This is a genomic window from Kitasatospora viridis (assembly GCF_007829815.1).
In the GTDB taxonomy this organism is placed as follows: domain Bacteria; phylum Actinomycetota; class Actinomycetes; order Streptomycetales; family Streptomycetaceae; genus Kitasatospora; species Kitasatospora viridis.
In genome coordinates this window covers 3485328-3500730 of the sequence record NZ_VIWT01000001.1, presented here as the reverse complement: position 1 = coordinate 3500730, position 15403 = coordinate 3485328, and the positions used below count along the sequence as shown (strand labels likewise).

Here is a 15403-nt window from a genome sequence, read left to right as displayed (position 1 = left end):
TGACGCCGAGTCAGCGGGCGACCGTGCGCGGCTCGATCCGGGTGGCGATCTCCAGGCCGACGGTGAGGGCGCCGCGCATCGCGTCCTCCATCCGCTCGGCGGCCTCCGAGCCCTCCTCGCCGGGCGAGCAGGGGGCCAGCGGGCGGTCCTCCAGGTCCTGCTTGAGCAGGAAGAACGCGGAGTTCACCGAGAAGAGTGCCATGGTGGCGCGCAGCCGGTCCTCGAACGGGGCACCGGGGCCGTGCACCAGTCGGATCATCCGGATCATCCGGTCCCGGAACTCCAGGCCGGCGGCCGACTCGCGCAGCGCGGGCTGGTTCTCGTGGAAGAACCGCAGCAGCGGCGCCCGCTCGGCCATGCCCGCGGCGAACCGGCGGACCAGCTCGTCGCGCACCTCGGGCGACCACTCCTGCCGCTCGCCCCAGGCGATCGCCTCGTCGATCGGCGCGGCCATGCTCTGCACGATGCCGTGGACGATGTCGTCCTTGGTCTTGAAGTGGTAGTACAGCGCGGCCTTGGTGACGCCCAACCGGTCGGCGATCTCGCGCAGCGAGGTCTTCTCGTAGCCCTGCTCGGCGAAGAGCTCCAGCGCCACCGCGATGATCCGCAGGCGGGTGTCGCTGCGCGGGCTGTGCGTCGTACTCATGGCCTCTGTGCCTGCCTAGTTCGCTGCGGACTCCGGGGTAGTCGCCAAACAGCTTGACTCCCGACTTACCCAGACCTTACCGTGCCATCGACTCATAAACTAGCCGGTCGGCAAGTAAGGCACTCAGAAGGGGCCGTACGACGCGGCCCACAGGCGCTTCCGGGAGACGCACCATGGCACAGCAACAGGTCGACGCGAAGGCGGAGACCCCGCCTCCAGCGCTTGGACCGGACGGTCGTCCGGCCCGGTCGCCGCGCGAGATCCGGCTGGTGATGATCGGTCTGGTCATCACCATGCTCCTCGCGATGCTCGACAACCTGATCGTCGGTACCGCGATGCCGACCATCGTCGGCGACCTCGGCGGCGCCAACCACCTCTCCTGGGTGGTCACCTCCTACACCCTGGCGACCGCCGCCGCGACCCCGATCTGGGGCAAGCTCGGCGACCTGTACGGCCGCAAGGGCACGTTCATCACGTCGATCGTGATGTTCCTGATCGGCTCGGCGCTCGCGGGCCTCTCGCAGAACATGAACGAGATGATCGCCTTCCGCGCCCTCCAGGGCCTGGGCGCCGGCGGTCTGATGGTCGGCGTCATGTCGATCATGGGTGCGCTGGTCAGCCCGCGTGAGCGCGGCAAGTACCAGGGCCTGTTCGCGGCCGTGATGGCGCTGGCCACCATCGGCGGCCCGCTGCTCGGCGGCTTCATCACCGACCACTTCAGCTGGCACTGGATCTTCTACATCAACATCCCGCTGGGCATCATCGCGCTCGCCGTGGTGACGATCACCCTGCACCTGGAGAAGGTCAAGTCCACCGCGCGGATCGACTACCTCGGCGCCGCGCTGCTGACCATCGGCATCACCTCGCTGGTGCTGCTCACCACCTGGGGCGGCACCCAGTACGCCTGGGGCTCCAAGCACATCATCGGCCTGGCCGTGCTGGCCGCGGCCTCGCTGATCGGCTTCTGCTACGTCGAGCAGCGGGTCGCCGAGCCGATGCTGCCGCTCTCGCTCTTCCGCAACCGCGACTTCACCGTCGTCTCGATCATCGGCTTCATCGTCGGTTTCCAGATGTTCGGCGGCGTCACCTTCCTGCCGCAGTTCCAGCAGCTCGTCCAGGGCGCCTCGGCCACCAACTCCGGCCTGCTGCTCATGCCGATGATGTTCGGCATGCTGGTGGTCTCGCTGGTGGTGGGTCAGTACGTCACCAAGACCGGCAAGTACCGGATCTTCCCGATCATCGGCACCGTGGTGATGGGCATCGGGTCCTTCCTGCTCTCCACCCTGAGCGTCAGCACCAGCTCGCTCCTCACCAGCGTCTTCATGGTGGTGCTCGGCGCCGGCATGGGCTTCCTGATGCAGATCACCATGCTGGTCGCGCAGAACAGCGTGGAGCTCAAGGACATGGGCGTGGCCAGCTCCACCGCCACCCTGTTCCGCACCATCGGCGGTTCGTTCGGCGTGGCGCTGTTCGGCGCGATCTACACCAACCGGATGACCGACACCCTGAAGGCGCACGGGATGGTCCGCGGTTCCTCCAGCGACCAGCAGCTCACCCCGGCCTCGCTGAAGAAGATGCCGGCGCTGGCGCAGGACGCCATCCACCACGGCGTCGCCAACGGCATCCACTCGGTGTTCCTGTGGGCCGGACTGATCGCCCTGGTGGCCATCGCCGCCTCGCTCTTCCTGAAGGGCGCGCCGCTGCGCGGCGCCGGCCAGAAGGACGACAACGCCGCCATGGCCGCCGCCGCGCACTGACGCGGTCGCACCCCGAAAGCCGGCGAGGCCCCACCCCAGGGATCGGGTGGGGCCTCGCCCTTTCTCGTCCGTCGTACCGGCTACTGCGGCAGGCGGTAGAACCCGTCGGCCAGCGGCTCCACCAGCCCGTCGGCGACCAGCCCGTCCAGCGCGCGGGCCCGCTGGATCTCCTCCGGCCAGACCACGTCCAACCGCTGCCGCGGCACCGGCCCGTGGCTGGCCCGCAGCACGGCGAGCAGCTTGCCGCGCACCTGGCGGTCGGTGCCCTCGTAGGTCTGGCCGCGCCGCGCCGGACCGTCGTAGGGCGGGCAGCCGGCCCGCTGCCAGGCGCAGTGCGGGCGCAGCGGGCAGCCGCCGCACTCCGGCGAACGGGCGGTGCAGACCAGCGCGCCCAGCTCCATCACGCCCACCGCCCAGGCGGCGGCCGTCTCCGGGTGGTCGGGCAGCAGCTCGGTGGCGGTGCGGCGCTCGGCCGCGGTGGTGGCGTTGGCCGGGTACTCGACGCCGGTCACCGCCCGGGCGAAGACCCGGCGGACGTTGGTGTCCAGCACCGCGTGCCGCTGCCGGAAGGCGAAGGAGGCGACGGCCGCCGCCGTGTACTCGCCGACGCCGGGCAGGGCCAGCAGCGCGGCGTGGTCCTCGGGCACCTCGCCGCCGTGCCGCTCGACGATCGCGGCGGCCGCCCCGTGCAGCCGCAGGGCCCGGCGCGGGTAGCCGAGCCGGCCCCACATCCGCACGGCCTCCCCGGGCGCGTCGGCGGCCAGCGCGGCCGGGGTGGGCCAGCGCTCCAGCCAGGCGGCCCAGGCGGGCAGCACCCGCTTCACCGGGGTCTGCTGGAGCATGAACTCACTGACCATCACACCCCACGCGGTGGCCCCGTCGGCCCGCCAGGGGAGGTCCCGGGCGTGCTCCCGGTACCAGTCGAGGACGATCGTGTGCAGCAGCGGCGCGGGGGTCCCGGGGCCGCTGCGCGGGGCTGCGCTGGGGGGTGCGGAGATGGTCGGCATAGCGCCTCCGATCCTCGCACAGTCCGCCCGCGAGGCTCCCTCGGACGGCGGAAATGCCCGATCATGTGAAAGATCGGGTCGCGAGAGCGGTGTTGGTGCGCATGAGGGGTCCCCGGCTCTCGTAGAGTTTGCTCGTGCCTTCACTGCGACAGCCCGTCGGTCCGCTGCCCGCCTCGATCTACTGGCGACGGCGCCTCGTCGCGCTCGCCGCCGTCGCGGTGGTGGTGCTGCTGATCGGCTGGTTGACGCTCGGTCAGGACGGCGCCAAGAAGACCGCGCAGGCCGTGCCGCCCTCCCACAGCCCCAGCGCGCCCGGCTCGATCACGCCCGGCGCCACCCCGACCGGTCCGGCGATCTCCAGCCGGCCCGGTGGCAGCAGCGGCGGCACCGGTGGCGGGACCAGTGGCGGGACCGCGGGCGGCGGCACGGACGGCGGCAGCGCGGGCGGTGCGGGCGGCTCCGGCACCGGGACGGGCGGCAGCGGTACGGGCGGTAGCGCCACGGGCGGCTCCGGCACAGGCGGTTCCGGCTCCAGTTCCGGTTCCGGTTCCGGTTCCGGCGACAGCGGGGCCACCGGGACGGGCGGCGCCACCGGCGGCGACTCCGGCGGCGCCCCGCCGGTCAACACCCCCGAGGTGATGGCCCTGCCGATCTGCACCGCCTCCCAGCTCACCCTGGAACTGGCCGGCACCCAGAACTCGTACAGCACGAAGGAGAAGCCGACCTTCGAGCTGAAGATCCGCAACGCCTCGACCAGCCAGTGCCGGGTCGACCTCAGCCAGGCCGCCTCCTCGATCACCGTCAACTCGGCCGCCGGCGACCGGATCTGGTCCTCCGCCGACTGCGTGACCGACAAGCAGGGCCGCTGGGTGCAGGTCTCCCCCGCCACCGCGCTGACCGAGACCTTCGTCTGGGACCGCTCGCACAGCAAGCCGCAGTGCGCCACCCCGACCGACAACACGCCCGCACCGGCCGGCAACTACCTGGTGCAGGCGGAGCTGGCCGGCCCGGCCGGCGGCCCGGTCCCGGCCCGCACCTCCACCCGGCTGGACAGCTGACCCGGCGTCACGACGAACGGCTGCGGCCCGTGACCTGACGTCAGGTCACGGGCCGCAGCCGTTCGTACGAATGTCTGAGGAAGCGTTACCTCAGACGTACCGCTCCAGGATCGAGGACTCGGCCAGCCGGGAGAGCCCCTCGCGGACCGAGCGGGCCCGGGTCTCGCCGACGCCCTCGACCGCCTGCAAGTCGTCGATGCTCGCCGCGAGCAGCTTCTGCAGCCCGCCGAAGTGCTCCACCAGGCGCTCGATCACGGTGTTCGGCAGCCGCGGGATCTTCGCCAGCAGCCGGTAGCCGCGCGGCGAGACGGCCGAGTCCAGCGACTCGGGCGAGCCGGAGTAGCCGATCGTCTTGGCCACCGTCTGCAGGTCCAGCAGCTCGGCGTGGGTGAGCGTCTCCAGGTCGGCCAGCACCTCGGCCACCGTGCGGCCGCGCTTGGCGGCCCGCTCCGGGAAGTAGTCCCGGGCGACCAGCTCGCGCTCCGGCTCCACGCCGGCGATCAGCTCGTCGAGTTGGAGCGAGAGCAGCCGGCCGTCGGTGCCGAGCTCCAGCACGTAGCCGGCGATCTCGGCCGCGATCAGCCGGACCATCTCCAGCCGCTGGGCGACCGCGGTGACGTCCCGGACGGTGACCAGGTCCTCGATCTCCAGCGCCGAGAGGGTGCCGGCCACCTCGTCCAGGCGCAGCTTGTAGCGCTCCAGGGTGGCCAGCGCCTGGTTGGCCCGGGAGAGCACGGTGGTGGAGTCCTCCAGCACCCGGCGGCTGCCGTTGACGTACATCGCGATCAGCCGCATCGAGTGCGAGACCGCGACCACCGGGAAGCCGGTCTGCCGGTTCACCCGCTCCGCGGTGCGGTGCCGGGTGCCGGTCTCGTCGGTCGGGATCGCCGCGTCCGGCATCAGGTGCACGCCGGCCCGGACGATCTTGGTGATGTCCTTGTCCAGCACCACCGCGCCGTCCAGCTTGCACAGCTCGCGCAGCCGGGTCGCGGTGAACTCGACGTCCAGCACGAACCCGCCGGTGCACACCGACTCGACCGTCTTGTCGAAGCCGAGCACCACCAGACCGCCGGTGTTGGCCCGCAGCACCCGCTCAAGTCCGTCCCGCAGCGGAGTGCCCGGGGCGATGGCCTGCAGCGAGGAGCGCAGCAGCGCCTCCTCGCGGGGGGACTTCTCCACCCGGTCGCTCGCTGCCACGTGACTCCTCCGGCCCGGTCCGGACCGCTCTCAGCCCCGGTCCCTCGTTCGCTTCTGTCCGATCTGGTACTGGACAGGGCAAAGTCTACGGTGCGGCCACGCTGACGGTGCCTCGGTCAGACCAGTTCGTCCGAATCGACCGGTTCCCAGCCGGCCATCAGCTCGTCCGGGTGGGCGGGCGGCGCGGGCACCGGGCGGGCGTCGGCGGGCGGGCGCTGCTCCGTCCGGGGACGGGCGGCGGAGCGGCCGCGCCGGCCCGGGATCGCCCGCAGCGCCTCGCCGATGTCGGCCACCTCGACCACCTTCATGCCCGCCGGCACCTTGCCCGGGTCCGGCGGCACCAGGGCGTGGGTGAAGCCCAGCCGGTGCGCCTCGGCCAACCGGCGCTGCACCCCCGTCACCCGGCGCACCTCGCCGGCCAGGCCGACCTCGCCGATCGCCACCAGGTTGCTGGGCAGCGGCGTGTCGGTGGAGGAGCTGGCCACCGCGAGCGCCACCGCCAGGTCGGCCGAGGGCTCGGTCAGCTTCACCCCGCCGACGGTGGCGGTGTAGATGTCCTGCTTGCCGAGCTTGACCCCGCCGTGCCGCTCGACCACCGCCAGGATCATCGCGATCCGGGGCGACTCCAGGCCGGAGGTGGTGCGGCGCGGGGAGGGGATCTGCGAATCCACCATCAGCGCCTGCACCTCGGCCACCAGCGGGCGCTTGCCCTCCAGGGTGACGGTCAGGCAGGTGCCCGGCACCGGCTTGTCACGGCGGGTCAGGAAGAGGCCGGACGGGTCGGCCAGGCCCTCGATGCCCTCGTCGTGCAGCTCGAAGCAGCCGACCTCGTCGGTGGCGCCGTAGCGGTTCTTGACGCCGCGGATGATCCGCAGCCGGGCGTGCCGGTCGCCCTCGAAGCTCAGCACCACGTCGACCAGGTGCTCCAGCAGGCGGGGGCCGGCGATCTGCCCGTCCTTGGTGACGTGGCCGACCAGCAGGGTGGCCATGCCGCGCTCCTTGGAGGCGCGGATCAGCGCGCCCGCCACCTCGCGCACCTGGGCCGGGCCGCCGGGCGCGCCGTCCAGCTCGGCGGAGGCGATGGTCTGCACCGAGTCCAGGATCAGCAGGCCCGGGGAGACCTGGTCGATGTGGCCGAGCACGGCGCCCAAGTCCTGCTCGGCGGCCAGGTAGAGGTGGTCGGAGAGGGCGTTGATCCGGTCCGCCCGCAGCCGCACCTGGCCGGCCGACTCCTCGCCGGTCACGTAGAGGGTGCGGTGCTGGGAGGTGGCGGCCTTGGCGGCCACGTCGAGCAGCAGGGTCGACTTGCCGACACCGGGCTCGCCCGCCAGCAGCACCACGGCGCCGGGCACCAGGCCACCGCCGAGCACCCGGTCCAGCTCCGGCACGCCGGTCGAGCGGGCGGTGGCGACCTGGCCGTCCACCTGGCCGATCGGGCGGGCCGGGGCGCTCACCGGGCCGGCCGCGGTGGTGCGGATCGGCACCGCGCCGTACTCCTCGACGGTGCCCCAGGCGTTGCACTCCGGGCAGCGGCCGACCCACTTGGGCAGCTGGTTGCCGCACTCCGTGCAGCGGTAGGCCGGGCGGGGCTTGGCGGTGGTCTTCGAGGTGCGGGCTGCCATGCGGGCCACGGTAGCGGGTGGGACCGACGACGCGTGCGGCCCCGGTGACGCGTGCGGGCCCCGGTGCCGACAACGCGTACCACCCCGGTGTCGTCGGAAGGGCGGTCCTGTTACCCGAAAGAAGTACAAAGGCATGGTTCGACACGGGTCCCGGCGGGCCGAAGGCCTACTGTCCGGACCGTGACGCCCGAGAGCATGCCCACCGCCTACCAGCGCCTGCTGGACGGCCTCTACACCTACTGCCTGTCCGTGCTCTGCGACCCGGCCGAGGCCGGCGCCGCGGTCGGCGAGGTCCGCGAGCTGGTGGACAGCGGCGGCGAGCGGCTGACCGACCCGGCGCTGCGGCGGGCCTGGCTCTACTCGGCCGCCCGGTACGCCTGCGTGCGCCGACTGGCCGCGGGCGCGGCCGGCGACCGGGCCGGTGGGCCGGTGGACGACCCGGCCGGGCTGCGCGCCGAGCTGGCCGCGCTGGCCTGGCCGGAGGCGGCCGGCACCACCGCGGAGCAGCGCGAGGCGCTGGAACTGACGCTGCGTCACCACCTGACGGAGGAGGAACTGGCCGCCGTGCTGGGCCTGGACCCGGCGGCCACCGGCCGGCTGCTCGCCGGGGCCCGGGCCGAACTGGCCACCACCCGACGGGCGCTGCTGGTGCTCGGCGTGGGCACCTGCCCCGAGCTGGACCGGCTCGGCGGGCCCGGCGCCGAGCACTGGCGGGGGTGGGTGCTGGGGCCGGCGCTGCGGCGCGAACTGGTCCGGCACGTGGAGCAGTGCCCCACCTGCCGCGGGACGGCGGAGCGGGTCGCCGGGTTCGACGGCGGGCCGCCGGCCGGGCTGGCGCTGCTGGCCGCACCGGCCGGGGTGCGGGCGGGCGGCGGGGGCGGGGCCGGGGTGCCGGTCTTCGACGCCCGGGGGCTGCCCCGGCACCGGGCACCCGGGCTGCTGGAGCGGCACCGGGCCGGCGGGGACCTGCACGAGCGGCTGGTGCTGGCCCGGCAGCGGCTGGTCAGCACCGGGGTGCTGGCGGCGGTGCTGTCCGCGCCGCTGGCCGCGCTCTGGGTCGCGCACCGGGACGGCGCGCCGGTCGCGGGGGCGGCGTCGGTCTCCTCGGTGCGGGTGGACACCCCGCCGGACGGCGAGGCTCCCGCCGTGCCGCCGGTCCCGGCGGCGCCGGGCCGGCCGACCGGGACGGGTGGCGACGGGCGCGGGCTGGTGGCGGCGCTGGTGGGTGCGGCGAGCGGTGCCGGGGGCGGCGCGGCGGGTGCAGAAACGTTGCTGCCGCCGGTTCAGGCGTCAGCTGTGCCGGTGCCCGCGACCGGTGCGGTGCCGATCTCCAGCCCGCAGTGGCACCCCGAACCGGTGCCGGCGGCCGCCGCGCTGGACGTCACGGCCGGCAGCTACGGCAGCCGGACCGTGCTCACCCTGACCAACACCGGCGGCACTGCGCTGGACTGGCACGCCGAACTCAGCTGCGACTGGCTGCGGCTGAGCCGGGACGCCGGCACCCTGGCGCCCGGCCAGCGGATCACCGTGATCGTCACCGTGGACGATCAGCACGCCCCCGACGCGGACTGGACGGCGTGGATCGCCCTGCCGCCGTCCTCCGCCGTGGTCACCCTCACCGGCGGCCCGGACCGGCGCGGCCTCCCCTCGCCCAGCGCCTCGCCCTCCGCCCCGGACGGCACCACGCCCAGCCCGAGCGCGAACCCGAGCGGCAGCGCCAGCGCCACCCCCTCGGACACCCCGAGCGCGGGCAGCAGCGCGAGCAGTCCGCCGAGCAGCAGCGAGAGCCCAAGCGCCAGCCCGACGTCCGGGCCGTCCACCCAGCCGTCGGCCAGCCGGTCGGCGAGCAGCAGCCCGTCGGCCACGCCGTCCATCCGGCCGTCCAGCAACCCGCCGACGCCTTCCACCGCACCCGCGACCAGCTCTGCCACGTCCGACACCTCGCCCTCGTCACCGCGCTGAACAGCCCCGTACTGCTCTGCCATTCCCTATGACTCTTCACCGGGAACCCACGTTGCACACCGATGGATGAGAACCGGGTGACAATCCGATATCGGCGGCCCGAGGGGGTAGGGAGCGGGCAGGGACCGGGCGAGGAGCGGGCAGGGCGCGGGTGGTGCGAGTGCCGGTGGGCGTTGCCCCCGGGCCGGTGACGCGTTGTCAGGGGGAGCGAGGAGGCGGCGGTGGCCGAGCAGGGTGACGGGATGCGGGACGCGGTGCGGGAGACCTACGGGTCCGGCGACCTGAGCGCCGTGCCGATCTTCGCCGGGGGCTTCATCAACTTCGGCCACTGGCGCGGCATCGACCTGACCGCACCGGTCGGCGAGCCGGAACGGGTGCGCAGCCAGCAGGACCTCTACCGCCTGGTGCTGGACGCCGCCGTGCCCGCCCCCGGCGCCCGGCTGCTGGAGGTCGGCTGCGGGCTCGGCATGGGGTGCGCACTGGCCCTCGGCGAGCGCGATCCGGCCGCCGTGACCGGCCTGGACATCCACCCCGAGCAGCTGCGCCGGGCCCGCGAGCGGCACGCCGCGCTGCTCGCCGAGCAGCCCGAGCGGCTCGCCTTCGTCCAGGGCGCCGCCGAGCAACTGCCCTTCGCGGACGGCGGGTTCGACGCGGTGCTCAGCGTCGAGGCCGCCCAGCACTTCCCGGACCTGGCGGCCTTCGCCGCCGAGACGGCCCGGGTGCTCGCGCCGGGCGGCCGGCTCGCGCTGGCCGGCTTCTTCACCGTGGACGACTCGCCCGCGCGGCCGGCCCAACTCGCCGGCCTGCTGGAGACCTTCGCCAACGGCCTGGACATCGCCCGCCCGGTCACCGCGCTGACCGGCGCGCTGGGCGGGGCCGGGCTGACCGGGGTCGCGGCGGAGTCGATCGGCGCCGAGGTCTGGCCCGGCTGGGACCGGTGGCTGAGCCGGTGGTGGGCCCCGGACACCTGGCCGCACAACTTCCTGCGCGCCTACCGGGACGGCATCCTGGACTACTACCTGGTCACCGCGGAGCTCCCGAGGGTCCCAGGGGCCCCGGGAGCTCCCGGAGCTCCCGCAGTGACGGTTCTCCCTCGGTGAACGCAGTGCGCCGCAGGCGAACGGCCCTACCGGGGACGGCCCGCAGCGGGCAGGCTCGTCCGCATGCGCATCCTGATGCTGGGCGGCTCGGTCTTCCTCGGCCGGGCCTTCGCCCAAGAAGCCCTGGCCCGCGGCCACCAGGTGACCACGTTCAACCGCGGCCGGTCGGGCACCGACCTGCCGGGCGTGCGCGCGCTGCGCGGCGACCGGACCGACCCCGAGGCGCTGGCCCGGCTGGCCGAGGAGCCCTGGGACCTGGTGATCGACACCAGCGGCCAGCAGCCCCATGACGTCCGGCAGGCGGCCACGGCGCTGCGCGAGCGGGCCGGGCGCTACCTCTTCGTCTCCTCCGTGCACGCCTTCGCCGAGTGGCCCGACGAGCCGGTCAGCGAGGAGTCGCCGCTGCACGAGTGCGCCGCCGACTCGCCGCCGGGCCAGCCGTTCAGCACCGGTCTGAAGGCCGGGTGCGAGCGGGCGGTGCTGGAGCAGTTCGGCGCCGAGCGCTCCCTGCTGCTCAACTGCGGGCTGCTGGTCGGCCCGTACGAGAACGTCGGGCGGCTGCCCTGGTGGCTGGAGCGGATCGCCCGGGGCGGCCGGGTGCTCGCCCCGGGCCGCCCGGACCTGCCGATCCAGCTGATCGACGCCCGCGACTTCGCCGTCTTCGGCCTGGACCTGGCCGAGCGCGGTGCGCACGGCAGCTTCGTCACCACCGCGCTGCCCGGCTCCAGCAGTTACGGGCAGCTGCTGGAGGCCTGCGTCGCGGCCACCGGCTCCGGGGCCGAGCTGGTCTGGGTGCCGGACGCCCCACTGACCGCCGCCGGGATCGAGATGTGGACCGAACTTCCGCTCTGGGCACCCGAGTTCGAGGAGGACGGGCGGCCGAGCGGGATCTGGCGGGCGGACAGCCGCAAGGCGGAGGCGGCCGGACTGCGCTGCCGGCCGATCGAGCGGACCGTGGCCGACACCTGGGCCTGGATCCTCGAACGCGGCCCGCGCGAGCGCCCCTACACCCAGGGCGGCGAGCCGCTCGGCATCGACCCGGAGAAGGAGCGGCGCCTGCTCGCCGAGCACGGCTGAGCCAACATGACCTGACGGTGCGTCACTTCCGGGGAAGCGACGCACCGTCAGCATTGCCGCCGTCAGGTCCGTGGCGGGGGCAGCCGTTGCAGGAAGACGTCGAAGGCGGTCGGTTTCACCGCCGTCGCGCCGGCGAACGGGAAGTTCATCTCCTTGATGACCAGCAGCGACAGCACCACCAGCGCCCCCAGCGAGAGCACCATCAGGGTGTGCGCGAGCGTGTTGGAGAGGCCGAACAGGAAGGTGAACCCGATGGTGAGCACCCCGCCGCCGATCAGCGCCACCCAGAGCAGCGGCGGCACCGAGTCGTCGACCTGGTTGAGCCGCTCGCGCCGCTCGGAGGCGAGGTCCTCGACGTGGCTCACCGCGTGCTCGTAGAGCACCTGTTGCTGCTCGTCGGTGGGCTTGATCGAGAAGACGCTGTCCCGGATCTGGTAGACCAGCTCGGTGGCCTGCGGGTCGCTCTTGTGGTTGGCCATCATCGGCCACTCGCTGTCCTGCACGGTGCGGGCGTAGGAGAGGGTCTGCTGTTCGAGCTGCGGGCCGAGCGGGGCGGGCAGTTCGCGGGAGATCCAGTAGATGCCGGCCAGCGCGTCGGCCTCCTGGAAGGTGGTCTTGCTGGCGGAGTCGTTGTTGGTCCAGACGGTGATCACGACGAAGCCGAGCAGCACGGCGTAGAGCACGCCGACGGCCGCGAAGATGAAGCCCGCGACGTCGTTGTGCTCCTCCCGGATGTGGTGCGGGACCCAGCGCTGCAGCAGCTTGATGGCGACGGCCAGCAGCAGCAGGGTTATGACGATGGTGCCGATGTCGGCAAGGCTCATGAAGACGGTGCCTTCTGCGTCAGGGCAGCCCGAAACAGCCGGCGGGCCGCAGCTGGTGACGGTGACTCGGAGGCGAGGGTGAGGGAGAGCGACGGAGGGAGAGGGGGGAGCGGGAGGGACGGGAAGGTGCGACGTGCGCGACGTGGGCGACGAGCGCCGCGTCAGCGGTTGCGGCGGGTGACCAGCTCGGCCAGCGCCAACAGGTCGTCGGTGGCGGCGGGGTCGGGCACCGCGACCGCGAGGTGTTCGAGGGCGGCAGCCATCCGCTCGCAGGAGGCGCCCTGGGCCCAGGCGCGGCCGCCGGCCCGCTCGACCGCGTCGGCGGCGAGCTTGACCTCGGCCTCGGTGAGCGGCCGGTCGAGGGCGTAGATCGCGGCGAGTTCGGCACCGGCGGCGGTGCCGGAACCGAGCGCGGCGACCACCGGCAGGGACTTCTTGCGGACCAGCAGGTCGGCGCCGGCCGGCTTGCCGGTGACGGCGGGGTCGCCCCAGATGCCGATCAGGTCGTCGATCAGCTGGAAGGCCAGGCCGATCTCGCGCCCGAAGGCGTCCATCGCCCGGGCGGCCTGCTGGTCGGCACCGCCGTAGAGCGCGCCGATTGCGCAGGCGGCGCCCAGCAGCGCCCCCGTCTTGGCCTCGGCCATCGCCAGGCACTCGTCGAGCGAGACGGTGCTGCGCTGCTCGAAGGCGCAGTCGGCCTGCTGGCCGGCGCAGAGCTCGACCACGCAGTCGGCCAGCCGGCGCATCGCGTCCCCGGCGGCCGGGTGGCCGTCCTCGGCGAGGGTGCGCAGCGCCAACGAGTGCAGGGCGTCACCGGCCAGGATCGCCTCGGTGGAGCCGAACACCCGCCAGGCGGTGAGACGGTGGCGACGGGTGTCGTCCCGGTCGATCACGTCGTCGTGCAGCAGGGTGAAGTTGTGCACCAGCTCGACGGAGGCGGCGGCCCGGACGGCGCCGCGCGCCAGCGCCTCGTCGGCGCCGCGGCCGGCGCAGGCCTCGGCGGCGGCCAGCACCAGGGCGGGGCGGATCGCCTTGCCCGGATCGGCGGCGGAGGGCGAGCCGTCGGCCTCGCGCCAGCCGAAGTGGTAGGCGGCGACCCGGGCCATCGACTCGGGCATGCCGTCCACTGCGGTGCGCAGGGCCGGGTCGACGATGGCGCGGGCCCGGGCGAGCAGCCCGGCGGCCTGCTGGTCGGCCCCTTGGTTCTGGCCGTGGCCCTGCTCGCGGCCTTGGTTGTGTCCTTGGTTGTCCTGACTTCCCCGGCTGAGCGTTTCGGTGCTCATGGGTTCTGGCCCCCCAGAATTCGTTCAGTGTTCGACTGATCCCCCGTCGGGCCGCTCCCGGGGATTTCCCGGGTTCGGCCCACCCTGCATCACGCCGCGGGAATACCGCGGAAATTCAGTCCCGCGGACGGGCGATTTCGACGTTCTCCAGCACACCGATCGCGTCGGGCACCAGAATGGCCGCCGAATAGTAGGCGCTCACCAGGTAGGAAATGACGGCCTTCTCGTTGATGCCCATGAAGCGGACCGACAGGCCGGGCTGGTACTCGTCCGGCAGGCCGGTCTGGTGCAGGCCGATCACGCCCTGCTTGTCCTCGCCGAGACGCATGGCCAGGATCGAGGTGGTGTGACCGTCCACGATCGGGATCTTGTTGCAGCTGAGCAGCGGGACGCCGCGCCAGCCCGGCACCGTCTGGCCCTCGACCTGCACCGGGGTCGGGTACAGGCCGCGGGAGCTGCACTCCCGGCCGAAGGCGGCGATCGCCTTGGGGTGGGCGAGGAAGAACTTGGTGCCCCGGCGACGGCTGAGCAGCTCGTCCATGTCGTCCGGGGTGGGGGCGCCGCTATGGGTCTGGATCCGCTGCTCGTACTCGGCGTTCTGCAGCAGGCCGAACTCCGGGTTGTTGATCAGCTCGTGCTCCTGGCGCTCGCGCAGCGCCTCCACGGTGAGCTTCAACTGCTGCTCGATCTGGTTCATCGGCTCGTTGTAGAGGTCGGCGACCCGGCTGTGCACCCGGAGCACCGTCTGCGCGACGCTGAGCTCGTACTCGCGCGGGGCCAGCTCGTAGTCCACGAAGGTGCTGGGCAGCTCGTGCTCGCCCTCGTGGCCTGCGGCGAGCTCGATCTCGGCCTCGCCGTGCTTGGTCTGCGGCTGCTGGGCGTCCGCCAGGAACTGGGTGATCTGGTCGCGCAGCACCTCGGAGCGGTCGGCCAGCTCCTGGAAGGCGGGCCAGGAGAGCGCCATCGCGGTGCCGGCGGTCACCGCCGTCACGCTGTACGGCCAGTTGCCGTCGGCGACCGAGAGCGCCTCGTCGCCGATGTGGTCACCGTCGGCCAGCACCCCGACGACGGCGGACTCGCCGTACTTGCCCGGGGCGACCTTGTTGACCTTGCCGTGGGCGATCAGGAAGACCTCGTTGATCGGCTGCCCGGCCTCCACCAGCACCTCGCCGGCCCGGAAGTCGCGCTGCTGGAAGCGCGCGGCCAGCTCGGTGAGCAGCCCCTCGTCCTCCAGGCCGCGCAGCACCGGCACCTCGGTCAGCGAGGGCGCCCAGACCTTCACCTGCGCACCGGTCTTGACGAAACTCACCCGGCCGCGGCCGACGGCGTAGCTGAGCCGGCGGTTCACCCGGTACGTGCCACCGCTGACCTGCACCCAGGGCAGCATCCGGAGCAACCAGCGCGAGCTGATGCCCTGCATCTGCGGCTCGGACTTGGTGGTGGTGGCAAGATTCCGGGCCGCAGCAGTGGCAAGGCTCTGCTGCTGGTCGTTGCCCGGCCCGGAACTGGGTGCCGGAATAGCGGTGGTGATCTCTGTAGTCATGACAGGGCCCTCCCCCACGCGAGATACGGACTGCTTGATTCCAGAGTGGCGTCCAGCCATCCCGCGGCGCAATCACTCGTACGAGTGATTGACCCGGTGGAGCAATTAGTACGATTAGAGATTCTGCTCGATTTCTGTTCGGGTCAATTCCACGCAGAATCGATCCCGCTCGACCACCGTCCAGCTCAGTCCTCACACCGGCGGCTGCCCGCGGTCGTCCGGATCCGCCCGTTTCGCACCTGCTTGCGAGCCGACGGCGCCGCGCCGGTGATCCACCTGTTCGGCCCAGTACCCCTGTTCGGCCCAGCGCACCGACGCGCCGTCAGC

Annotated in this window: 12 protein-coding genes; 5 read left to right on the top strand and 7 right to left on the bottom strand. The window is 73.1% G+C overall.

Annotated elements, in window-relative coordinates; translation table 11 throughout:
- Positions 1-10: 10 nt before the first annotated feature.
- Positions 11-646: a TetR/AcrR family transcriptional regulator gene (locus FHX73_RS15585; RefSeq protein ID WP_145905584.1), complete on the bottom strand. Its 636-nt coding sequence runs from the start codon at positions 644-646 to the stop codon at positions 11-13.
- Positions 647-819: 173 nt separating this feature from the next.
- On the opposite strand from FHX73_RS15585, the gene FHX73_RS15580 reads away from it, so the two are divergent.
- Entirely contained in the window at positions 820-2403 is a 1584-nt protein-coding gene (locus FHX73_RS15580) for an MDR family MFS transporter (protein ID WP_145905583.1), read from the top strand.
- Positions 2404-2483: 80 nt separating this feature from the next.
- Here FHX73_RS15580 and FHX73_RS15575 read toward each other — a convergent pair whose 3' ends face one another.
- Positions 2484-3410 (bottom strand): HhH-GPD family protein, encoded by a 927-nt coding sequence (locus FHX73_RS15575; protein ID WP_145905582.1) that lies wholly within the window; start codon positions 3408-3410, stop codon positions 2484-2486.
- A gap of 134 nt (positions 3411-3544) precedes the next feature.
- Here FHX73_RS15575 and FHX73_RS15570 point away from each other — a divergent pair, with 134 nt between their 5' ends.
- Entirely contained in the window at positions 3545-4468 is a 924-nt protein-coding gene (locus FHX73_RS15570) for a hypothetical protein (protein WP_145905581.1), read from the top strand.
- Positions 4469-4558: 90 nt separating this feature from the next.
- Here FHX73_RS15570 and disA read toward each other — a convergent pair whose 3' ends face one another.
- Together disA and radA are read right to left on the bottom strand one after the other, a co-directional pair.
- Positions 4559-5617 carry a DNA integrity scanning diadenylate cyclase DisA gene (gene disA, locus FHX73_RS15565; RefSeq protein WP_170305069.1) on the bottom strand — a complete coding sequence of 353 codons (1059 nt, stop codon included), beginning with the start codon at positions 5615-5617 and terminating at the stop codon, positions 4559-4561.
- Positions 5618-5781: 164 nt separating this feature from the next.
- A complete protein-coding gene (gene radA / locus FHX73_RS15560; protein WP_145905579.1) occupies positions 5782-7287 on the bottom strand; it encodes a DNA repair protein RadA in 1506 nt (501 codons plus the stop codon).
- A gap of 180 nt (positions 7288-7467) precedes the next feature.
- Here radA and FHX73_RS15555 point away from each other — a divergent pair, with 180 nt between their 5' ends.
- The 3 genes from FHX73_RS15555 to FHX73_RS15545 all read left to right on the top strand — a co-directional run bounded on the left by FHX73_RS15555 (position 7468) and on the right by FHX73_RS15545 (position 11426).
- Positions 7468-9249: a BACON domain-containing protein gene (locus tag FHX73_RS15555; protein WP_145905578.1), complete on the top strand. Its 1782-nt coding sequence runs from the start codon at positions 7468-7470 to the stop codon at positions 9247-9249.
- A gap of 221 nt (positions 9250-9470) precedes the next feature.
- Positions 9471-10349: a class I SAM-dependent methyltransferase gene (locus FHX73_RS15550; RefSeq protein ID WP_342795300.1), complete on the top strand. Its 879-nt coding sequence runs from the start codon at positions 9471-9473 to the stop codon at positions 10347-10349.
- 63 nt (positions 10350-10412) lie between these two features.
- Positions 10413-11426, top strand: a complete 1014-nt coding sequence (locus FHX73_RS15545; RefSeq protein ID WP_145905577.1) for an NAD-dependent epimerase/dehydratase family protein — start codon at positions 10413-10415, stop codon at positions 11424-11426.
- Positions 11427-11488: 62 nt separating this feature from the next.
- Here FHX73_RS15545 and FHX73_RS15540 read toward each other — a convergent pair whose 3' ends face one another.
- From FHX73_RS15540 to FHX73_RS15530, 3 genes are all read right to left on the bottom strand, one after another.
- Complete coding sequence (locus tag FHX73_RS15540; RefSeq protein ID WP_145905576.1) at positions 11489-12250, bottom strand: bestrophin-like domain; 762 nt, start codon at positions 12248-12250, stop codon at positions 11489-11491.
- 161 nt (positions 12251-12411) lie between these two features.
- A complete protein-coding gene (locus FHX73_RS15535) occupies positions 12412-13533 on the bottom strand; it encodes a family 2 encapsulin nanocompartment cargo protein polyprenyl transferase (protein ID WP_145905575.1) in 1122 nt (373 codons plus the stop codon).
- A gap of 115 nt (positions 13534-13648) precedes the next feature.
- On the bottom strand, positions 13649-15076 hold the full coding sequence (locus tag FHX73_RS15530; protein ID WP_145905574.1) for a family 2B encapsulin nanocompartment shell protein: 1428 nt from the start codon (positions 15074-15076) through the stop codon (positions 13649-13651).
- Between the last annotated feature and the right edge of the window lie 327 nt (positions 15077-15403).